We start from the raw sequence: 20391 nt of genomic DNA on the forward strand, positions 1-20391 counted from the left end.
CAGAAACGAATCGGGGACGTAAGGGTTCCGAATGAACGGAAACGGTAGGCACAGCACATTCAGTAGCTTTCCCATAATGCTCTCCTGGGGCGGGACAACGCTCGCCCCATAGGGCGAGAATCCCTATGGATGGATGTGGGGTTGAAACCGTGGTCAGGAGCCGCGGAGGGCACCCAACATCAATGGAGCCGCGTGACGACGATCAGCCGCACGAACGCATGTGGCCTGTTCGTAGCCGGAGCCGCAGAGTGAGGTATCTGTCTTGCCGACCTGACGACAGATCAGTGGCCTGACAGAAGGTGTTGGGTGGGCATGGTCGACAAGCACCACGCCCATGAAGTGAAGGCCGATTAGCAGCGGGCATCGCAGCGAGCCGGTGTTCGATCAGCGTGTCAGTTTCTGCGCTGACGGAGTAAAGACCGAGCCGTTGAGGCTCTTTGCAGTAGCTATTGGGCATGGTGATTCTCCTGGTCCATGAAGGGGAACGCGGAGAGCACTTCGCCCGGCGGGGAAGGATTCCCCGCGTGGGTGGGTACAACGGATGGTGTTACGCCAGGTACTTGAGTCCAGAAGTGACCAAGCCGGAAGATACACCGGCTGCGGCGCCTATGATCAACAAGAGACGTATCGTCAGGTTTTTGCTCAAGGTATCCACCTTTGCAGCTCTGCATTGCAATCCACGGACCGGAATGGGGGCTATCAGTATACTGAAGTCTTCATTCCCCAATATGCCCGAACAGCATGTTGAGACTGGTAGGACGCGGTGTATGGGATTTACGATCGTCCAAGAGTCGCTACACTTCCCGCTCTCTGTTTTGGACCCCGCTATGAATCTCTCTGACGTCGTTCTAGTGCTGCTCTTGGCCGCACGTATTCATGGTACGGATGAAGCGGTGAGGGCATCAGCCAAGAGCTGCGTGAAGAAGTTGCCACGGTCTAAGCGCGACCTGATCTACAACGTGATCAACAGCCGCAGCCCCATGGAACTGATCGCCCTTCTAGCTGAAAACCTCGACGATTGAACAGCGAAACGCTTGATTCGTTTTCCTGATTCAGTAGATGACATCACCGTGACCTAATTGGCTGAAATTCAGCAAAGCCCCCCTGCGGGAGGATTCCCAGCAGGGGCAGGTGGAACCCACTCAACAAGCAGAAGGCATCAGCGGACCGACGAAATCTGGTCTTGCAGGGTCAACACTCTTGGGCCTGGTACGGCGCTCAGGAGGCGCCTTTTGGACCAGTCGAGTGTTTGCCGCATACCAGTGATTCAGGTCGATGCCTTTGATGCGAACCATTGCTGGCAGGCGATCCATTTGACGAACCAGACAATCTGGGACGCAGGGAGGTGGTAGCTGAATTGGAAGGCTAGCCTTGGGTTGGGTGACAGGCAATACACTCGTTGATTTCACTGCACTCAGGAATTCCCGTGTGACAGTGCCGAGTGTGAAGCCAATGTTGTAGCTGAGTGTGGACATGGTGTTCCTCCCGCAGAACAGGGTGCGGAGAAAACACTGTCCCCTAGGGGAGGTGATTCCCCGTTAGGTGAGTTGCATCAGGTTTCTATCGACGGTTGTCGTTTAGATGAAGACGTGGGCAAGAGTCCATCTGGTCGCAGGCAGCCTCCAGCCACGGGGCCGAAAGGCGCCCGGGGAGGGCGCCTTGATAAGGGTTACATCAGCCCCTGTTGGGTCATGGACAATGGATCACCGGCACCAACAATGATGTGGTCCAGCAACACCACATCAATTAGCGCCAGGGCCTTACGTAGTCGTTGGGTCAGTATGCGATCAGCCTGACTGGGTGTGGTGCACCCCGAAGGATGATTGTGAGCTGCGATGACCGCTGAGGCATTGTGGGCAATTGCACGCTTGACCACCTGCCTGGGATGAACACTGGTTTGATCAATGTCTCCTTGAAACAGTATTTCAAACGCGAGGACTTGGTGTTTGGTGTCCAGGAAAAGGATGGAAAAGACCTCGCGGTCCATCCCGGCCAGTTTCAGCTTGAGGAAGCGGCCGACCTCTGGTGGGTTCTCGAGCTTAGGGCCCCGAGTAAATAGCCGCCGATCCAGAATCCGCATGGCCTTTTCGATCAACACATCTTCCTGGGCTGGGCTTAGTGCAGCTAGAGCCTGCATGTCGCTTGGGGTGTGGGTAGAACTCATGACGTCGACCTCTGTTTCCAATCATGGAGGCACGCCATCCCCGAGGGACGCGTATGCCCCCGAAGGTGAAAGAAGGCGCCGGTCAGGGCGCCTGGGTGATGGATCAGACCGCGTGGTGCGCGACCGTTGCAGCTTCCGTGATGTCGGTTAGATCACCGATATCGCTGGAGGCAGAGCCATAGGCAGTCTCTGGTGCATTTGTTGTATCTAGCGGATTGGATGTCTGCGCTGCATTCGCCGAATCGACGTCTGATTCCTCTTCCTTGGGCGCGTGGTACACCACTTCACCATCGATTTTGATCAAGGACAGAGAAAGTAAATTGCTTATCAGTCTGGTATCCGGCTGACCTCTGAACTCACCTGTCTGATGGGTGAAAGACCTGGTCCAAAGGCCGCTGAGTTTGAAGCATGCCACGACGGTCTGACCTGAGTTGATCTCTTGTGCGCAGTGGCTGATGAGCTGTTTGGCCTCGGTACCGACCACGGTGCAACTAAAGTACCTGTATTCGACTTTGTCGGCAGGGCCCATGAGCACGGTAACGGAAACCTTCAGGTACGATTGTTTATGATATGTGATCGTGCTGACATTGTTGAGATAGCCGATGCAGTCAAGGTACATGTTGAAATGCTTTTTTTCTTCAGCAACGGGTTGAGTTTGAGTCGTCATGAGTGTCTCCAATTTCAATAGGAAAATGGGGAAACACTCATCCCCAGGGGGAAAGTGATTCCCCATTGGGTGGTGGTGCAGTAGGCATTCGGCCGTCAAAGGCACTGACGACTGACCGCGATGATGAATGCGAGAGCGGTCCGGTGGTGATCAACGCGATCATCGCGTCGTAGCCTTTTAGATCCGGGCTACCTGGGCATGTTGCCGACAACGTCAGCAGGACACCCCTTCAGCATGAGAAAAAGAACCCTAGTTGGTCTAGTCCTCCCTTTCAGACGGGGTATGTCGGATATTTCAACTTGAGCGCCGTCAGCTTGGCGAAGCATCCCGTGTCGTGCCACTTCCCATGCTTCCTCTGGTTGATACACCTCAGCTCTACCTTCGAGAAATAAATGCAGTGGGACGTAATCCTGTTTTCCTCTGGAACCCTGCGTACCAAAAAGGGCATAAAAAGGAGAGGCGAAACGGAAGGGACTAAGGGAAGCAGAACAGAAGGGCAAAGGGCTTACCCGAAAAAGGTCATCCGTGCACTGAACAGCCAAAAGGCTCCCTCAAACCACACGGATGGCAGGCTGAATGTTCTGGCGAGCCTCCCGAATGGTTTCGATTGTTGGATGAGAACAGCCCAATGGACATGAGTCGCCCCGAGGCCAGTGCCCCTTCCACCGTCGAGACAACTCCATTACCTGCCCGAAGCGCACGGCAATATCGAAGCCCTCGGCAACCAGGTCACCCAGTTGATCGCGAACGATGAGTTCAAGCGACAGCTCCGGATAAAGGTCCAGAAAAGTGGCCAGTTGAGGCGCCAGCATTCGTCGGGAAAAATAAGCGTCGACGTTGACGCGCAATCGACCGCGGACGGCGGTGGAGGCTCCAGAGGCCAGGTTGACCGCATCACCGATCCCGGACAACAAGGGGCTGATTTCTCCGTACAGTCGCCGTCCTTCGTCCGTCAGCGTGACGGATCGGGTGGTTCGGTCAAACAAGCGCACGCCGATGCTTGATTCCAGCCGCCCGACGGCGCGGCTGATACCCGAAGGGGACATGCCCAGCGCTTCCGCCGCCCGCGCAAAGCTGCCGCTGTGAACGATCGCGGCAAGGACGCTGATGTTGGAAAGCAGGCGGCCATCGAAACTCATCTGATTGTCGACTCATGCTTAAAGGTCACTGAACATGTGGTAGAGCAGGCATTCTGTCAATGGACTGCTCCCTCGAGTCCTACCCCGGAATAAACATCGACACGGCTGCCGCCCCCATGACGGCTGTCGCCACCCAGCCCAGGACAATCAACGGCCGACTCGCGGTGAAGTCGCCCATCACCGATTTCTTCGACACCAGCATGATGATGACCACCATCAGCGGCACCGCTACGACCCCGTTGATCACGGCACTCCAGAACAGCGCCTTCATGGGGCTGATGGGCGAGTACTGGATGGCCAGGGCGAGGAGCACGCTGATGGTGATGATGCTGTAGAACCCCCGGGCGTCGCGCACTTTGCGTTCGAGGCCTTCGTTCCAGCCCAGTGCCTCGGAAAGGGCATAGGCGCCAGATCCCGCCAGCACCGGCACGCCGATCATGCCGACGCCGAGTATGCCGAGGGCGAAGATCAGGTAGGCGAAGTCACCCGCCAGGGGGCGCAGGGCGCTGGCGGCTTGCGCCGCGGTGTTGATGTCGGTCACGCCGGCCACATTCAGGGTCACGGCCGTGGCGAGAATGATGAAGTAGGCGGTGATGTTGGAATAGAACATGCCGCTCCAGGTGTCCCAACGGATGCGCCGCAGCTCCTTGCGTGCGCTGCTCGGGTCTTGATTGAGCGGTGCACTGAGGGGCAGGGTTTGCATGTCCTCGACCTCTTCAGCGGTCTGCCAGAAAAACAGATAGGGGCTGATGGTCGTGCCGAAAAGCGCCACCACCACCGCGGCGGCGCTGGCGTCCGGGGTGAAGCGGGGCCAGACCGTGTGCAGGACGACCTGCTTCCACGGGATATGCACGGTAAACAGCACGGCGGCGTAAGCCAGCAGCGAAAGCGTCAGCCACTTCAGGAAAAACACGTAACGGTGATAAGGCACGAACAGCTGCAGTGCCAGCGTCCCGAACACGAAGACCGCGGTCATGAAGTGTCGGTTGGCGCCGCTGACCAGTTCCGCCACTTCCCCCATGACGGCCACGTCGGCGGCAATGTTCAGGGTATTGGCGATGAGCAGTAGCAGGACGACGCTCTGCAGCACAATCGGCGAAAAGGCCATTTTGATGTTGGCGGCGAGCCCTTTGCCGGTGACCCTGCCGAGGTTGGCGCACATCGATTGAACGGCGACCATCAGCGGGAAGGTCAGGGGCATCGTCCACAGCATGTTCAGGCCGAACTGAGCACCCGCCTGTGAATAGGTGGCGATGCCGCTGGGGTCATCGTCGGCTGCGCCAGTGATGAGTCCTGGCCCCAGTTTCGCCAGGGGATGCTCTTTCAGGCGTCCCCACAGCGCCCGAAAGCCATGGCCACGGGGAGCGCTTTCGACGTCCATTCATACACCTCGATAGGGTTGCGACGGGCGGAGGGCGGATTGAGTGATGCCGTTGAAGGAGGATGCCATTCAACTATGACAAGCTTGGGCGTCATGGTTGCTTGCCACTATGAAACAATCTGGCATAAGGAGACTCTCATCCGAAGGCGAGGACTACAGTGAACATCGATACCCGCATCAAATTCCGCCATCTGCTGTGTTTTCTCGAAGTGGCACGCCAAGGCAGTCTGACACGTGCCTCGGACAAACTTGCGATCAGCCAGCCGGCGCTTTCCAAAACCCTCAAAGAGCTGGAAACCCTGCTGGCCACAACCCTGTTCTTGCGCAGTAAAAGCGGCGCGGTGTTGACTGAAGCCGGGGTGGCTTTTCTGCGTTATGCGGGGCCGAGCGTACAAGCGCTACGCGAGGGGGTGAACAGCCTGCGTTCCGGCGAGCATGAACCTGTCACCGCGAGGCTCGGCGTACTCTCCACCGTGGAAAGCCTGCTGGTACCGGAAGTCGTCTGCCGTTTGCATGCTCGACATCCTGCGCTGGTCGTCAGTGTGGTCACTGGGCCGAGCGCATACCTGCTGTCCCAACTGCGGGTCGGTGAGTTGGACCTGGTGGTCGGCCGCATGACCGAGAGTCCGCAGATTCTTGGGTTGGCATTCGAACATCTGTACAGCGAGTCCATGACCCTGGTGGTGCGTAATGGCCATCCGCTGCTGGCCGATTCGCGGGCGCCTAAAAATCTTGAAGACTACCCATTGGTGTTGCCGTTGGCGGGGACGACGATTCGCAAGTTCGCCGACAGTCTGTTTGTGCAGCACGGCATCAGCCCGCCAAGCCAGAGACTGGAAACCCTGTCATTAACCTTGAGCCGACGTTACGTGCAGTGCAGCCAGGCGATCTGGGTGGCGCCATTCGACGCTGTACGGCAAGACCTGAGTCGAGGTGAGTTGGTGGAGCTTGAGCTGGGGATTCGCGAGCCCGGCGGTTCGGTGGGGCTATGCAGCAATCCGGCGCTGCCGATGCCATTGGCGGCCCAGTGGTGTGTGGATGTGCTGCGTGAGGTTGGGCAGGAGTATCGAGATGGACGTTATCCATAACCAATTGGATATGGATGGGATGTTTGTTTTCAATGTTGCGTGAGGTGATATCGGGGGAAACTGGGCCATAGACTGCGACTCGGCAGCCTTTACCCATAAAAACAAGGAGACAGATATGTCTGATGTGGACAGCTCCCGCTTCGTCATTCGTGACCGCAATTGGCACCCCAAAGCCCTGACGCCTGATTACAAAACCTCTATTCTTCGTTCCCCGCGCCAGGCCCTGGTGAGCATTCCCCAGTCCCTGTCGGAAACCAGCGGCCCAGACTTTTCCCACCTGAAGATGGGACAGCACGACAATGATCTGCTGCTGAATTTCAACAATGGCGGCTTACCGATCGGCGAACGCATCATCGTCGCCGGTCGCGTCTGTGACCAGTACGGCAAGCCGGTCCCGCATACCCTGGTGGAGATGTGGCAAGCCAATGCCGGTGGTCGCTACCGGCACAAGAAAGACAGCTACCTGGCGCCCATCGATCCGAATTTCGGTGGCGTTGGCCGGGCCCTGACCGACCGTGACGGTCATTACAGTTTCCGTACGGTCAAACCCGGCCCGTACCCGTGGCGCAACGGTCCCAACGACTGGCGTCCGGCGCATATCCACTTCTCCATCAGCGGCCCGTCGATTGCCACGCGCTTGATCACCCAGCTGTATTTCGAAGGCGATCCGCTTATCCCCATGTGCCCGATCGTCAAGTCGATCGCCAATCCGGAAGCGGTGCAGAGCCTGATTGCCAGGCTCGATATGAGCCTGGCCAATCCCATGGATTGCCTGGCTTATCGCTTTGATATCGTTCTGCGCGGCCAGCGCAAGACCCACTTCGAAAACCGCTGAGGAGGCACGCACATGCCCGTTCAACTTCTGCCTGAAACCCCTTCGCAAACCGCCGGTCCTTATGTGCATATCGGCCTGGCGCTGGAGGCTGCCGGCAACCCGCCCCGCGAGCAGGAAATCTGGAACGAGATGGCCAAACCCGGTGCGCCGGGCGAGCATATCCTGTTGATGGGCCATGTTTACGACGGTAATGGCCATCTGATTCGTGATTCGTTCCTGGAGTTCTGGCAGGCCAACCACGAAGGCATCTATGACAGCGATTACAACCTGGAAAAGCCCTTCAACAGCTTTGGCCGCACCGCGACCACGGATGTCGGCGAGTGGACGCTGAAAACCATCAAGCCCGGCATATTGAACAATGCCGCGGGTGTGCCCATGGCGGCGCACATCAATGTTTCTCTGTTTGCCCGTGGGATCAACATTCACTTGCAGACTCGCCTGTACTTCGACGACGAGGCCCAAGCCAATGCACTCGATCCGGTATTGAATCTGATCGAACAACCGCAACGCCGTGAAACCCTGGTTGCCAGGCGCTGCACGGTCGACGGCAAGCTGGCCTATCGTTTCGACATTCATGTCCAAGGCGAAGCGGAAACGGTGTTCTTCGACTTCTAAGGTTGTGGCTTGTGTGCGGTTGCAGGGCGCTTGTCGATGCAGGCGACCCGATAATAATAAGAAGAAGGAAATGTCTGTATGTCGTTATTAGCCCCTGTGCCTGTGATGGGCACGCTTGATGTTCAGTTGTTGATCAACACCAAGCCACTGTCCAGCTATCAATGGCGGGTGGTGCTCCTGTGTTTCCTGATCGTCTTTCTCGACGGCCTGGACACCGCGGCCATGGGTTTTATCGCCCCGGCCTTGAGCCAGGACTGGGGCATCGATCGCGCCAGCCTGGGACCGGTGATGAGTGCCGCGCTGATCGGCATGGTCTTCGGTGCCCTGGGCTCTGGCCCCTTGGCCGACCGTTTCGGGCGCAAGGTGGTGCTGGTGGTGGCGGTGTTTCTGTTTGGCGTGTTCAGTCTGATGTCGGCCTACAGCAGCAATATCGACCAACTCCTGGCCCTGCGTCTGTTGACCGGCCTGGGCCTGGGGGCGGCGATGCCCAATGCCACCACGCTGCTCTCCGAATACACCCCGGAGCGGCTCAAGTCGTTGCTGGTGACCAGCATGTTCTGCGGTTTCAATCTGGGCATGGCCTGCGGTGGGGTCGTCTCGGCGAAGCTGATTCCGCTACTGGGTTGGCACAGCCTGCTGATGCTCGGCGGGATCCTACCCCTGGTGCTGGCCGTGGTGCTGTTGTTCCGGTTGCCGGAGTCGGCACGCTTCCTGGTGGTGCGCAATCGCGGCGTGGAGCGGATTCGCCAGGTGCTGGCACCGATTGCGCCGCTGGACGTCGCGGCGGCCACCGGCTTCAGCGTGCCGGAACAGAGGGTGGTGCAGAGCCGCAACGTGCTGAAGGTGATTTTCTCCGGAGCTTATAGCACCGGTACCTTGCTGCTGTGGCTGACCTATTTCATGGGCTTGGTGATCGTCTACCTGTTGACCAGTTGGTTGCCGACCCTGATGCGTGACAGCGGCGCGAGCATGGAGCAATCGGCCTTTATCGGCGCGCTGTTCCAGTTCGGCGGTGTGCTCAGTGCGGTGGGTGTGGGCTGGGCGATGGATAAATTCAATCCACACAAGGTCATTGGCATTGCTTACTTGTTGGCCGGCGTCTTCGCCTGGCTGGTGGGGCAGAGCCTGGGCCATGTCAGCGTATTGGCCGTCTTGGTGCTGTTGGCCGGCATGTGCATCAACGGTGCGCAATCGGCGATGCCATCGCTGGCCGCGCGCTTCTATCCCACCCAGGGCCGCGCCACTGGCGTGTCGTGGATGCTCGGCATCGGTCGTTTCGGCGCGATCCTTGGAGCCTGGGCCGGGGCGACGTTATTGGGTCTGGGCTGGAACTTCGAGCAGGTGCTGACGGCCCTGGTGGTTCCGGCGGCATTGGCGACCCTCGCGGTCGTGATCAAGGGACTGGTCAGCCATGCGGACGCGACCTGAGAGTACCTCATTGATTTTCATGAATCCTGGAGCCGTGGTTTGAACAGATCGACAAATCAACTTTTCGATGCCTATTTCACCCAGCCGGCGATGCGGGCGATTTTTTCCGACCAGGGCCGGTTGCAGGGCATGCTGGATTTCGAAGCGGCCCTCGCGCGCGCCGAAGCCAGCGCCGGGCTGATTCCCCAAGAAGTGGTTGCCGATATCGAAGCGGCCTGTCGCGCACAGCTGTTTGATGTCGACGAATTGGCCATCGCCATCGGCAATGCCGGTAATTCGGCGATCCCGCTGGTCAAGGCGCTGGGCAAGAAGATTTCCGCGAGTAACCCAACCGCTGAGCGCTATGTGCATTTGGGGGCCACCAGTCAAGATGTGATGGACAGCGGCCTGGTGCTGCAGCTGCGTTCAGCTATAGAGCTGTTGGAACGTGATCTGGCACGTTTGGCCGATGCGCTCGCCGAGCAGGCCACGTGCTACGCGAACACGCCCCTGGCCGGACGTACCTGGCTGCAACAGGCGACACCCGTGACGCTGGGCATGAAGATCGCTGGTTGGCTGGACGCTATCACTCGCCATCGCCAGCGTCTCGCTGAAATCAAACCGCGTTTGCTGTGCCTGCAATTCGGCGGGGCTTCCGGCAGCCTGGCGGCCTTGGGCGATCAGGCTTTTGCGGTGGCCGAAGCCCTGGCCGATGAGTTGAAGCTGCACCTGCCTGACCAGCCTTGGCACACCCAGCGTGATCGCCTGGTGGAGTTCGCCAGCCTGCTGGGGCTGATCGCCGGCAGCCTGGGCAAAGTCGGACGCGATCTCAGTTTGCTGATGCAGACTGAGGCGGGCGAGGTCTTCGAGCCGGCCGCGCCGGGCAAGGGCGGCTCTTCGACCATGCCGCACAAGCGCAATCCGGTCGGCGCGGCGGTCATGATCGGCGCGGCAACCCGGGCGCCCGGGCTGGTGGCGACGATGTTCGCCGCAATGCCGCAGGAGCATGAGCGCAGCCTTGGCCTGTGGCACGCCGAATGGGAAACCTTGCCGGAGCTTTGTTGCCTGGTGTCCGGCTCGCTGCAACAGGCCTTGCAGGTGGTACCAGGACTGGAAGTCGACGCTGGGCGCATGTTGCAAAATCTGGAACTGACCAAAGGCCTGGTGTTGGCGGAAGCCGTGAGCATTGCCTTGTCCCAGCGTATCGGCCGCGATGCGGCGCATCATCTGATCGAACAATGCTGCCGCCGTGCGGTGGAGCAGGGCGAACACCTGCGCCAGGTGCTCGCTGCCGAACCGCAAGTGGCCGTGCAATTGTCTGCCGAGACACTGGATCGCCTGCTGGACCCGGCCCATTACCTGGGGCAGTCACAGCGCTGGGTCCAGCGCGCGCTGGCCGAGCATCATGCCTTCAAACCTTAGAAAAGGATCCTGCAATGGACGAACAACAACGTTATGAAGTCGGTATGAAAGTACGCCGCGAAGTACTCGGCGATGCCCACGTGGATCGTAGTCTGGAACATCTGACGCCGTTCAATGGCGAGTTCCAGGAGATGATTACCCGGCATGCCTGGGGCGATATCTGGACCCGCCCCGGTTTGCCACGGCACACCCGCAGCCTGATCACCATCGCCATGCTGATCGGCATGAACCGCGAAGGGGAGCTGTGCCTGCACTTGCGCGCTGCGAAAAACAACGGTGTGAGCCGCGACGAGATCAAGGAGGTGTTGATGCAGAGCGCGATCTATTGCGGCATTCCCGCTGCCAACGCTACCTTCCATCTGGCTGAGGCGGTTTGGGCGGAGATGGATACCCAGGCGTAAGCTCGTGGTCGTGTATCTCCGGCGCGACTGGAGCCGGCCCAGTCCCGGCGCCAGCCGCGGCGCCGGTGTTTATGCCTGATAGACCTTCTTCAGCAGCCTGAGCAGCTCTGCTCGTTCCTGGCTGTCGAGTGCGGAGGTGGAGTCCAGGTCGCTCTCGGCGGCGATCTGTTTCAGCTCTTTGAGCAGGGTCTCGCCGGCCTTGCTGAGAAAAATCCCGTAGGAACGCTTGTCCGGCTTGCAGCGCACCCGCACTGCCAGCGCCCGGCTTTCCAGTTTGTTCAGCAGCGGCACCACCTGGGGCGGTTCGATGGCCAGTGCCTTGGCCAGGTCGGCCTGCATCAGCCCGGGCGTCTGGTCGATGATCGCCAGGGCCGAGAACTGCGCCGGCCGCAAATCGTGGGTTGAGAGTCGCTCGATCAGGTTCTGGAACAGCTTCAACTGCGCCCGACGCATGGCATAACCGATCAGGTCGTCCAGGGCGGAGTCCAGTGGCGTTTGGGTTTCGGCGTTCTCGGCAAGGGGCTCGGGGGCGGCGGCAATCTTGGAAGACTTGGCCATTGCGGGATGGATCCTCAGGCTGGCGGTTAAGAAGACTATCTAGTTTGCCGTGGTTGCTCGGGGATAGCCATGATCTCTTGCGGATGTCCAGGCGCCACAACCAGTTCAGGGTTAAAACGAATCAAGTTAATTTTATTAATGGTTAATTGACATAACTAATTTTCAGGTTTAGTTTTTACTCATCTTCAAGCCCAGAACAAGAGAGCCCGCCATGAGTAATTACGAAGGTCGCTGGACAACCGTCAAGGTCGAAATCGAGGAAGGCATTGCCTGGGTGATTCTCAATCGTCCGGAAAAACGCAATGCCATGAGCCCGACCCTGAACCGGGAAATGGTCGATGTGCTGGAGACCCTGGAGCAGGATCCTACTGCCGGGGTGCTGGTGCTGACCGGTGCCGGTGAAGCCTGGACCGCGGGTATGGATCTCAAGGAATACTTTCGCGAAGTGGACGCCGGCCCGGAGATCCTTCAGGAAAAAATCCGTCGCGAAGCCTCGCAATGGCAATGGAAGCTGCTGCGCATGTACACCAAGCCGACCATCGCAATGGTCAATGGCTGGTGCTTCGGTGGCGGCTTCAGCCCGTTGGTGGCCTGCGACCTGGCGATCTGCGCCGACGAGGCGACCTTCGGTCTCTCGGAAATCAACTGGGGCATCCCGCCGGGCAACCTGGTGAGTAAAGCCATGGCTGATACGGTGGGGCATCGCCAGTCGCTGTACTACATCATGACCGGCAAGACCTTTGGCGGGCAGAAAGCCGCCGAGATGGGCCTGGTCAACGAAAGTGTGCCGCTGGCGCAGCTGCGTGAAGTCACCGTGGCACTGGCGCGCAACCTGCTGGAGAAAAACCCGGTGGTCCTGAGAGCCGCCAAGCACGGATTCAAGCGCTGCCGCGAACTGACCTGGGAGCAGAACGAGGATTACCTGTACGCCAAGCTCGATCAGTCGCGCCTGCTGGATACCGAGGGCGGCCGCGAGCAGGGCATGAAGCAGTTTCTCGACGACAAGAGCATCAAGCCCGGCTTGCAGGCGTATAAGCGCTGAAACACGTGACGCACAGCCGGCGCATCCGGTTGTGCGCCGCGCTCATACCGCTTGAACGTATTCCCGATAATGACAATAAAGAGGAATCACCATGCTGGACGTGCCCCTGCTGATCGGCGGCCAGTCGTGCCCCGCCCGAGACGGTCGAACCTTCGAACGGCGTCATCCGGTGACCGGTGAGGTGGTGTCGCGGGTTGCCGCCGCCGCCCTGGAAGATGCCGACGCTGCCGTGGCTGCGGCCAAGGAGGCCTTCCCGACCTGGGCGGCCCTGGCTCCCAATGAACGACGCACCCGCCTGTTGCGTGCGGCGGAGCAGTTGCAGGCCCGCAGCGCGGAATTCATCGCGGCGGCCGGCGAGACCGGCGCCATGGCCAACTGGTATGGCTTCAATGTGCATCTGGCGGCCAATATGCTGCGTGAAGCCGCGTCCATGACCACCCAGATCAATGGCGAAGTCATTCCCTCCGATGTCCCCGGCAGCTTCGCCATGGCCCTGCGCCAACCGTGCGGCGTGGTATTGGGCATCGCCCCCTGGAATGCCCCGGTGATCCTCGCCACCCGGGCCATTGCCATGCCGTTGGCCTGTGGCAATACGGTGGTGCTCAAGGCGTCGGAACTGAGCCCGGCGGTGCATCGGTTGATTGGCCAGGTGTTACAGGACGCCGGCCTCGGTGATGGGGTGGTCAACGTCATCAGCAACGCGCCGCGGGATGCTGCCGCGATTGTCGAGCGGCTGATCGCCAACCCGGCGGTACGGCGAGTCAATTTCACCGGATCGACCCATGTCGGGCGCATCGTCGGCGAACTGTCGGCGCGTCATCTCAAGCCGGCGTTGCTGGAGCTGGGTGGCAAGGCTCCATTTCTGGTGCTGGCGGATGCCGACCTGGACGCGGCGGTGGAGGCCGCGGCCTTCGGCGCCTTCTTCAACCAGGGGCAGATCTGCATGTCCACCGAGCGTCTGGTCGTCGATGTCAAAGTCGCCGATGCCTTTGTCGCCCGGTTGGTGGCGAAGATCGCCACCTTGCCGGCGGGCAACCCCGACGCCGGGGATTGCGTACTCGGCTCCCTGGTGGACGCCAGTGCTGGCGAGCGCATCAAGTTGTTGATCGACGATGCCCTCGACAAGGGCGCCACTCTGCTCGCTGGCGGTCAATTGGAGGGCAGCATCTTGCAGCCGACCTTGCTTGACGGTGTCACCGATGCCATGCGCCTGTACCGCGAAGAGTCCTTTGGTCCGGTGGCCGTGGTGCTGCGGGGTGATGGCGATGAAGAACTGCTGCGCCTGGCCAACGATTCCGAGTTCGGCCTGTCGGCGGCGATCTTCAGCCGTGATACCGGTCGCGCCCTGGCTTTGGCCCAGCGGGTCGAATCGGGCATCTGTCATATCAACGGTCCGACCGTTCACGATGAGGCGCAGATGCCCTTCGGCGGGGTCAAGTCCAGCGGCTACGGCAGTTTTGGCGGCAGGGCGGCGATCGAGCATTTCACCCAATTGCGCTGGGTGACGTTGCAGAACGGACCTCGGCACTACCCGATCTGAGGAGGACAAACACATGAGTTCAGAATTCAGATCAGCGCCCCGGACCGAGGCCAGTACGCCGCGTTATCGCCAAGTGTCCATCGGCCATCCAGCGATCGAGGTCAGCGAAGAGCAGGGCATCCTGTCCATGCGCTCCCTTGAGCCCCTGGCCGAGTTGCCCAGGCGTTTGCTCGATCGCCTGGTGCATTGGGCCGAGGTACGTCCGCAACAGACCTTTATCGCGGCGCGTCAGGATGGCGGTGGCTGGCGGCGGGTGAGTTACGCCGAGATGCTGGCCAGTGTCCGTGCCATCGCCCAGGGTTTGTTGCCTTATGGTCTTTCGGCCGAGCGACCGCTGGCGATCCTCTCGGGCAACGATATCGAGCATCTGCAGCTTGCGCTGGGGGCCATGTACGCCGGTATTCCCTATTGCCCGATCTCTCCAGCCTATTCGTTGTTGTCGCAGGATTTCGCCAAGCTGCGGCATGTCTGCGATCTGTTGCAGCCGGGGTTGGTGTTCGTCAGTGATGTCGCCGCCTTCCAGCGCGCGATCGACGCCGTGTTACCGGTCGAGACGCCACTGATCAGTGTTCGTGGCGAGATGCCGGGGCGCCGGCAGAGCTGGTTTGCCAGCTTGCTGCAACAACCCGGCGGGGCCGAGGCCGAAGCGGCGTTTGCCGCCACCGGGCCCGACAGCATCGCCAAGTTTCTGTTTACCTCGGGTTCCACCAAGCTGCCCAAGGCGGTGGTTACCACCCAGCGCATGCTCTGCGCCAACCAGCAGATGCTGTTGCAGACTTTTCCGGTGTTCGGCGAAGAACCGCCGGTGCTGGTGGACTGGCTGCCGTGGAATCACACCTTTGGCGGTAGCCACAATGTCGGTATCGTGCTGTACAACGGCGGGACCTTTTACCTGGACGACGGCAAGCCCACCGTCCAGGGGATTGCCGAAACACTGCGCAACCTCAAGGACGTGTCGCCCACCGCTTACCTGACCGTGCCCAAGGGCTGGGAGGAACTGGTCAGCGCCCTAGAGCAGGACGCTGAGTTGCGCGAATGTTTCTTCTCGCGCATGAAGCTGTTCTTTTTCGCCGCCGCCGGATTGTCCCAGCGGATCTGGGACCGCCTGGACCGGGTTGCCGAAGCGCATTGTGGTGAACGTATTCGCATGATGGCCGGGCTTGGCATGACCGAGGCGGCGCCGTCCTGCACCTTCACCACCGGGCCGTTGTCCATGGCCGGGTACATCGGCTTGCCGGCGCCTGGTTGTGAGGTGCGCCTGGTGCCGGTGGATGGCAAGCTGGAGGGGCGTTTTCGCGGGCCGCACATCATGCCGGGTTACTGGCGCGCGCCGCAGCAGACCGCCGAAGTCTTCGATGAGCAGGGCTTCTACTGTTCCGGCGATGCCCTCAAGCTCGCGGATCCGCGAGACCCACAACTGGGCCTGATGTTCGACGGGCGGATTGCCGAGGATTTCAAGTTGTCCTCCGGGGTCTTTGTCAGTGTCGGCCCCTTGCGCAATCGCGCGGTGCTCGAAGGTTCGCCCTATGTACAGGACCTGGTGGTGGCCGCGCCGGATCGCGAGTGCCTGGGGGCGCTGGTCTTTCCCCGCTTGTATGAGTGTCGACGTCTGGCCGCTTTGAGTCCGCAGGCCAGCGATGTCGAGGTCCTGGCCAGCGTGCCTGTGCGCCTGTGGTTCAGCGACTGGCTGCAACGGCTCAACCGCGATGCCACCGGTAATGCCAGCCGCCTGGAATGGATCGCGTTGCTCGAAGAGCCCGCTTCCATCGACCGCGGTGAAATCACCGACAAGGGCTCGATCAATCAGCGTGCGGTGTTGCAGTGGCGCGCCGACAAGGTCGAAGCGCTGTATCGCGGCGAAGAGCCTTCCATCCTGCGTGCCGGGTCTCAACCGTGAACAGCGTGGGGCAGTATTCGAGCTTTCGCGATGTGGCGATTTTCGAAGCCCTGCGCACGCCCTGGGTCGATCTCGGCGGGGACTTGGCCCAGGTCTCGCCGATCGACCTGGGGATCAAGGTCGGGCGCGAGGTGCTGGCCCGCGCCGCTATCGATCCGACAGCGGTGGACAGCGTGCTTGCCGGTTCCATGGCCCAGGCCAGTTTCGATGCCTACCTGCTGCCCCGCCATATCGGCCTTTACAGTGGCGTGCCGCAAGGGATCCCGGCGCTGGCGGTGCAGCGCATCTGCGCCACCGGCTTCGAGCTCTTGCGGCAGGCCGCCAGGCAGTTGGACGATGGTGTGCAGTTGGCCCTGTGCGTGGCGGCTGAATCCATGTCGCGCAATCCGATTGCCGCCTATGCCCACCGCAACGGCTTCCGGCCCGGTGCCGCCGTGGAGTTCAAGGACTTTCTCTGGGAAGCGCTCTACGACCCGGCGCCAGGTCTGGACATGATTTCCACTGCCGACAACCTGGCCCAGCGTTATGGACTGAGTCGTGAGGTGGTGGATCGTTATGCGCTGGATAGTCATCAACTGGCGCTACAGGCTCAGGCGGACGGCTGGTTTACACCGGAGCTGGTGGCGCTGGGCAATGAACGCTTTGAGCTGGCCGGCTATCAGGCTCGGAGTATCCAGTTGCCACGAGGCGTGGACCGGGTGACTCGGGATAGTCATCCGCGGCCTACCGATCTGACGGACTTGAGCCGGTTGCGCTCGGTGCATGATGGCGGTGTGCAAACGGCCGGCAACAGTTGCGCGCTGGTCGATGGCGCGGCGGCGGCACTGGTGGGGCGAGCGTCTTCGGCTTGTCGTCCGGTGCTGGCCCATTTGCTGGCCAGTACCGTGGTGGGCGTGGCGCCGGAATTCATGGGCATAGGACCCGCGCCGGCGATCCAGTTGCTGCTGCAGCGCAGCGGGCTGGCCCTGGCCGATATCGACTTGCTGGAAATCAACGAGGCGCAGGCGGCCCAGGTGCTGGCCGTGGCCCAGGCGCTGGGGCTGGATGGCGACCGACTCAACCGACGGGGTGGTTCGATCGCCTTGGGCCACCCCTTGGCCGCCAGTGGTTTGCGTCTGGTGCTGAGCCTGGCCAGGCAGTTGCGCGAGGGTAATCTGCGTTATGGCATCGCGGCGGCGTGTGTCGGCGGCGGGCAGGGCATGGCTTTGCTGATCGAAAATCCCGAGTATCCAGGCTGAAGCAAGGCATCGCTGCCTTTGCCGGTACGCTGCCCGATCCGTAAACAGCGTCCTGCAGTCAGCCCAGAGCTTGCGTTACTATGGCAACCCACCTTTCTGGAAGTTGCCTGGATGAGTAAGCCCGGTCAAACGGTGCTGGTCGCGCTGCGCAAGATGATCGCCTCCGGCGAATTGGCGGCTGGCGAACGGCTGATGGAAAACCCCACGGCGGAGCTTTTCGGTGTTTCGCGGATGCCGGTGCGCATGGCGTTCCGCACGCTGGAGCAGGAAGGCCTGTTGGTGCGTTTTGGCGGGCGCGGGTTTCAGGTGCGCTCCGTCAACCCCGATGATATTGCCGGTGCGGTCGAAGTGCGGGGCGTGCTCGAAGGCCTGGCGGCGCGCCAGACTGCCGAGCGGGGGCTTTCGGACGAAGCACGGGCGAGCCTTGAACAGTGCCTGTCGCAAGGTGATCAACTGTTCGACAAGGGTTATGTGACCATCGAGGACCTTGAGGTCTATCACGATCTCAACATGCGTTTTCACCAGGTGATCGTCGAAGGCAGCCATAACCCGGCCATCGCCGACGCCCTGGCGCGCAACGACCATTTGCCTTTCGCTTCGGTGACCGCCCTGGCGGTGGACCGTGACGACATGGTTCGCGAGTACCGGCGTTTCAACTATGCGCACATGCAGCATCATTCGGTGTTCGATGCGCTGGTCAACCGCCAGGGCGCGCGTGCCGAAGCCATCATGCGCGAGCACGCCAACGCCACGTTGCGCTATGCGGAGATCTTCGGCTCGGCGGCGGCCGAAGAGCGGATGAAGGTTATTCTCCGCTCGTAATTCCAGCCTTGCCGGCTGCACTGATGGACACCTGAGCACTGACCTCGGACGGAGTCGAGGTGGGCGAGGGGAGCCTGACATCCAATTGTCATTTTTTGATCGCGAAAACGCCATGTCCCTTGAGTAATGTCGCTCTCAATGAGATCGATCTCAAGCGAGCAAAAATGACTGATTTGAAAGAGGTTGCACAACTGGCCGGTGTTTCGCGGGCGACCGCGGCGCGAGCCTTTGCCTCTCCTGAAGTGGTGCGTCCAGCGACTCGAGAACAAGTATTCGCCGCAGCGCGTGAACTGGGTTTTCGGCCCAATCGTCTCGGTCGCCAACTCCGTCTGCAAACCACCAAGCTGATTGGCGTTGTGGTTCCTAATCTGCTCAACCCGGTGTTCGCCGAGCAATTCCAGGCGATGGAGCGCGCTGCGCGCTTACGCGGTTACAACCTGTTGCTGGCAACGACCGACTACAGCAGCGAACGTGAAAGCGCGGTGGTCGAGGAATTGTTGCGTCAGCGCGTCGATGGTCTGGTCCTGACGGTCACGGATGCCGATCGGAGTCGGGTACTGCAAAGCCTTGCCAGGGAAGACACCCCCTTTGTACTGGCCTACCACCAACCCGGCCATCCTGACTACAGCAGCGTGTTCGTGGATAACCGCGCGGGCATGGCGCTGGCCACCCGTTATCTGCTGGAAGCGGGGCATTGGCGGATCGGCATGGTCGCGGGGCCCGCCTTGCAGTCCGACCGCGCTCGCCTGCGTTACGCCGGTTATTGCGATGCGATGCGTGAGGCCGGTCTCGACCGCTTGCCAGTGATCGAAATGCCCGCCCACACCCAGGCTGACTTTGCCGCTATCGAGCCGTTTCTACACGGCCCGCAAGCGCTCAGTGCACTGGTCTGTTCCAACGATTTGCTGGCAATCAGCCTGATTGCGCAACTGCGACGTAACGGCTGGAACGTACCTCGGCAGCTCTCGGTCATCGGCTTTGACGGCATCGCCCTGGGCACCCAGATACACCCGACACTGTGCAGCGTCGTTCAACCCATCGCGACGCTGGCTTATACCGTGATCGATCAGTTGCTGGCGCAGATCGCCGGCGCCGCACCGGCGTCCCATTGCCTGCCTTGTCATATCCGGCCAGGCGAAAGTACTCAGCCCTACGAGGAGACATTTGATGATCCGCATCAGTAAAACCCTGGCCGCTTTACTGCTGTGCGGCGTGGTCAACCTGGCGCAAGCCGCGCAAACGGCTATCTGCTACAACTGCCCGCCGGAGTGGGCGGACTGGGGCACCCAGCTGAAGGCGATTGCCGATACGACTGGCGTGCAGGTTCCGCAAGACAACAAAAACTCCGGTCAGTCATTGGCGCAGTTGGTCGCTGAACAAGCCGCGCCGGTGGCTGACGTCGTGTATTACGGCGTCACCTTCGGCTTGCAGGCGCAAAAGGCCGGCGTGGTTGGTACCTATAAACCCGAGGGGTGGGAGCAGATTCCCACCGGACTGAAAGACCCTGAGGGCCACTGGTTTGCGATTCATTCCGGCACGTTGGGCATTATGGTCAACGTCGATGCACTGGGTGGCTTGCCCGTGCCACAAAGCTGGAACGACCTGCTCAAACCGGAATACAAAGGCATGGTGGGCTACCTCGATCCATCCAGTGCGTTCGTCGGTTACGTGACGGCGGTGGCGATCAACCAAGCCATGGGTGGCAGCCTGGACAACTTCGCTCCAGCCATCGATTACTTCCAGAAACTGGCGAAAAACGCACCCATCGTGCCCAAGCAGACGGCCTACGCCCGGGTGTTGTCCGGTGAGTTGCCGATTCTGGTCGATTACGACTTCAACGCTTATCGGGCGCGTTACAAGGACAATGCCAACGTGGCGTTTGTGATTCCCAAGGAAGGCAGCATCAGCGTGCCTTACGTCATGAGCATGGTCGGCAATGCCCCGCATCGGGCCAATGCCGAGAAGGTCTTGGATTTCGTCCTGTCTGATCAAGGCCAGGCGTTGTGGGCCAAGGCCTACCTGCGGCCCGTGCGAGCGATAAAGATGCCTGCGGACGTCGCCGCGCAGTTCCTGCCGGACAGCGATTATGCCCGGGCTGGCGTGGTCGATTACGAACATATGGCGGCGGTGCAGGAAGTCTTTTCCGCACGTTATCTGAGTGAGGTCAAGTAAGTG

Annotated in this window: 19 protein-coding genes; 14 read left to right on the top strand and 5 right to left on the bottom strand. The window is 60.5% G+C overall.

Annotated features, from left to right (window positions below):
• Positions 1-827 precede the first annotated feature (827 nt).
• Entirely contained in the window at positions 828-1022 is a 195-nt protein-coding gene (locus CWE01_RS17795; protein ID WP_100942002.1) for a hypothetical protein, read from the top strand.
• A 647-nt stretch (positions 1023-1669) separates the two neighbouring features.
• On the opposite strand, the gene radC is transcribed toward CWE01_RS17795, so the two are convergent.
• The 4 genes from radC to CWE01_RS17820 all read right to left on the bottom strand — a co-directional run bounded on the left by radC (position 1670) and on the right by CWE01_RS17820 (position 5351).
• A complete protein-coding gene (gene radC / locus CWE01_RS17805; protein ID WP_100941854.1) occupies positions 1670-2164 on the bottom strand; it encodes a DNA repair protein RadC in 495 nt (164 codons plus the stop codon).
• Positions 2165-2267: 103 nt separating this feature from the next.
• Positions 2268-2831: a DUF3577 domain-containing protein gene (locus CWE01_RS17810; protein ID WP_157815243.1), complete on the bottom strand. Its 564-nt coding sequence runs from the start codon at positions 2829-2831 to the stop codon at positions 2268-2270.
• A 551-nt stretch (positions 2832-3382) separates the two neighbouring features.
• Positions 3383-3970: a LysR family transcriptional regulator gene (locus CWE01_RS17815; RefSeq protein WP_218274288.1), complete on the bottom strand. Its 588-nt coding sequence runs from the start codon at positions 3968-3970 to the stop codon at positions 3383-3385.
• Positions 3971-4049: 79 nt separating this feature from the next.
• Positions 4050-5351, bottom strand: a complete 1302-nt coding sequence (locus CWE01_RS17820; RefSeq protein WP_100941856.1) for an NRAMP family divalent metal transporter — start codon at positions 5349-5351, stop codon at positions 4050-4052.
• A 158-nt stretch (positions 5352-5509) separates the two neighbouring features.
• Here CWE01_RS17820 and pcaQ point away from each other — a divergent pair, with 158 nt between their 5' ends.
• The 6 genes from pcaQ (at position 5510) to pcaC (ending at position 11119) form a co-directional block, all read left to right on the top strand.
• Positions 5510-6439, top strand: coding sequence for a pca operon transcription factor PcaQ (pcaQ, locus tag CWE01_RS17825; RefSeq protein WP_100941857.1), 930 nt, complete (start codon positions 5510-5512; stop codon positions 6437-6439).
• A 115-nt stretch (positions 6440-6554) separates the two neighbouring features.
• The gene (gene pcaH, locus CWE01_RS17830; RefSeq protein WP_100941858.1) at positions 6555-7274 is read left to right on the top strand and encodes a protocatechuate 3,4-dioxygenase subunit beta; all 720 of its coding nucleotides are present in this window, start codon (positions 6555-6557) and stop codon (positions 7272-7274) included.
• A 12-nt stretch (positions 7275-7286) separates the two neighbouring features.
• Entirely contained in the window at positions 7287-7889 is a 603-nt protein-coding gene (gene pcaG / locus CWE01_RS17835; protein WP_100941859.1) for a protocatechuate 3,4-dioxygenase subunit alpha, read from the top strand.
• A gap of 78 nt (positions 7890-7967) precedes the next feature.
• Positions 7968-9317, top strand: coding sequence for an MFS transporter (locus CWE01_RS17840; RefSeq protein WP_100941860.1), 1350 nt, complete (start codon positions 7968-7970; stop codon positions 9315-9317).
• A 39-nt stretch (positions 9318-9356) separates the two neighbouring features.
• Positions 9357-10718, top strand: a complete 1362-nt coding sequence (locus tag CWE01_RS17845; protein ID WP_100941861.1) for a 3-carboxy-cis,cis-muconate cycloisomerase — start codon at positions 9357-9359, stop codon at positions 10716-10718.
• Positions 10719-10732: 14 nt separating this feature from the next.
• The gene (gene pcaC, locus CWE01_RS17850) at positions 10733-11119 is read left to right on the top strand and encodes a 4-carboxymuconolactone decarboxylase (protein ID WP_100941862.1); all 387 of its coding nucleotides are present in this window, start codon (positions 10733-10735) and stop codon (positions 11117-11119) included.
• 69 nt (positions 11120-11188) lie between these two features.
• On the opposite strand, the gene CWE01_RS17855 is transcribed toward pcaC, so the two are convergent.
• On the bottom strand, positions 11189-11677 hold the full coding sequence (locus CWE01_RS17855; RefSeq protein WP_100941863.1) for a MarR family winged helix-turn-helix transcriptional regulator: 489 nt from the start codon (positions 11675-11677) through the stop codon (positions 11189-11191).
• Positions 11678-11888: 211 nt separating this feature from the next.
• Here CWE01_RS17855 and CWE01_RS17860 point away from each other — a divergent pair, with 211 nt between their 5' ends.
• The 7 genes from CWE01_RS17860 (at position 11889) to CWE01_RS17890 (ending at position 20388) form a co-directional block, all read left to right on the top strand.
• Positions 11889-12719, top strand: a complete 831-nt coding sequence (locus CWE01_RS17860) for a p-hydroxycinnamoyl CoA hydratase/lyase (protein WP_100941864.1) — start codon at positions 11889-11891, stop codon at positions 12717-12719.
• A gap of 91 nt (positions 12720-12810) precedes the next feature.
• Positions 12811-14259, top strand: coding sequence for an aldehyde dehydrogenase (locus CWE01_RS17865; protein WP_100941865.1), 1449 nt, complete (start codon positions 12811-12813; stop codon positions 14257-14259).
• Positions 14260-14272: 13 nt separating this feature from the next.
• On the top strand, positions 14273-16156 hold the full coding sequence (locus tag CWE01_RS17870) for a feruloyl-CoA synthase (protein WP_100941866.1): 1884 nt from the start codon (positions 14273-14275) through the stop codon (positions 16154-16156).
• Positions 16153-17394, top strand: a complete 1242-nt coding sequence (locus CWE01_RS17875) for a thiolase family protein (protein ID WP_100941867.1) — start codon at positions 16153-16155, stop codon at positions 17392-17394. The genes CWE01_RS17870 and CWE01_RS17875 overlap by 4 nt, the downstream gene beginning before the upstream one ends.
• 111 nt (positions 17395-17505) lie before the next feature.
• A complete protein-coding gene (locus CWE01_RS17880) occupies positions 17506-18216 on the top strand; it encodes a GntR family transcriptional regulator (RefSeq protein WP_100941868.1) in 711 nt (236 codons plus the stop codon).
• Positions 18217-18380: 164 nt separating this feature from the next.
• Positions 18381-19400: a LacI family DNA-binding transcriptional regulator gene (locus tag CWE01_RS17885; RefSeq protein WP_100941869.1), complete on the top strand. Its 1020-nt coding sequence runs from the start codon at positions 18381-18383 to the stop codon at positions 19398-19400.
• Positions 19384-20388 (top strand): ABC transporter substrate-binding protein, encoded by a 1005-nt coding sequence (locus CWE01_RS17890; RefSeq protein WP_100941870.1) that lies wholly within the window; start codon positions 19384-19386, stop codon positions 20386-20388. The genes CWE01_RS17885 and CWE01_RS17890 overlap by 17 nt, the downstream gene beginning before the upstream one ends.
• Positions 20389-20391 lie beyond the last annotated feature (3 nt).

It is taken from the genome of Pseudomonas sp. QS1027 (assembly GCF_002814235.1).
Taxonomy (GTDB): Bacteria; Pseudomonadota; Gammaproteobacteria; order Pseudomonadales; family Pseudomonadaceae; genus Aquipseudomonas.

Bases quoted from the DNA above. Each gene is read 5' to 3' on its own strand.
- CWE01_RS17795 (WP_100942002.1), top strand. From the start codon at position 828: ATGAATCTCTCTGACGTCGTTCTAGTGCTGCTCTTGGCCGCACGTATT.
- radC (WP_100941854.1), bottom strand. From the start codon at position 2,164: ATGAGTTCTACCCACACCCCAAGCGACATGCAGGCTCTAGCTGCACTA.
- CWE01_RS17810 (WP_157815243.1), bottom strand. From the start codon at position 2,831: ATGACGACTCAAACTCAACCCGTTGCTGAAGAAAAAAAGCATTTCAAC.
- CWE01_RS17815 (WP_218274288.1), bottom strand. From the start codon at position 3,970: ATGAGTTTCGATGGCCGCCTGCTTTCCAACATCAGCGTCCTTGCCGCG.
- CWE01_RS17820 (WP_100941856.1), bottom strand. From the start codon at position 5,351: ATGGACGTCGAAAGCGCTCCCCGTGGCCATGGCTTTCGGGCGCTGTGG.
- pcaH (WP_100941858.1), top strand. From the start codon at position 6,555: ATGTCTGATGTGGACAGCTCCCGCTTCGTCATTCGTGACCGCAATTGG.
- pcaG (WP_100941859.1), top strand. From the start codon at position 7,287: ATGCCCGTTCAACTTCTGCCTGAAACCCCTTCGCAAACCGCCGGTCCT.
- CWE01_RS17840 (WP_100941860.1), top strand. From the start codon at position 7,968: ATGTCGTTATTAGCCCCTGTGCCTGTGATGGGCACGCTTGATGTTCAG.
- pcaC (WP_100941862.1), top strand. From the start codon at position 10,733: ATGGACGAACAACAACGTTATGAAGTCGGTATGAAAGTACGCCGCGAA.
- CWE01_RS17855 (WP_100941863.1), bottom strand. From the start codon at position 11,677: ATGGCCAAGTCTTCCAAGATTGCCGCCGCCCCCGAGCCCCTTGCCGAG.
- CWE01_RS17860 (WP_100941864.1), top strand. From the start codon at position 11,889: ATGAGTAATTACGAAGGTCGCTGGACAACCGTCAAGGTCGAAATCGAG.
- CWE01_RS17865 (WP_100941865.1), top strand. From the start codon at position 12,811: ATGCTGGACGTGCCCCTGCTGATCGGCGGCCAGTCGTGCCCCGCCCGA.
- CWE01_RS17870 (WP_100941866.1), top strand. From the start codon at position 14,273: ATGAGTTCAGAATTCAGATCAGCGCCCCGGACCGAGGCCAGTACGCCG.
- CWE01_RS17880 (WP_100941868.1), top strand. From the start codon at position 17,506: ATGAGTAAGCCCGGTCAAACGGTGCTGGTCGCGCTGCGCAAGATGATC.
- CWE01_RS17885 (WP_100941869.1), top strand. From the start codon at position 18,381: ATGACTGATTTGAAAGAGGTTGCACAACTGGCCGGTGTTTCGCGGGCG.
- CWE01_RS17890 (WP_100941870.1), top strand. From the start codon at position 19,384: ATGATCCGCATCAGTAAAACCCTGGCCGCTTTACTGCTGTGCGGCGTG.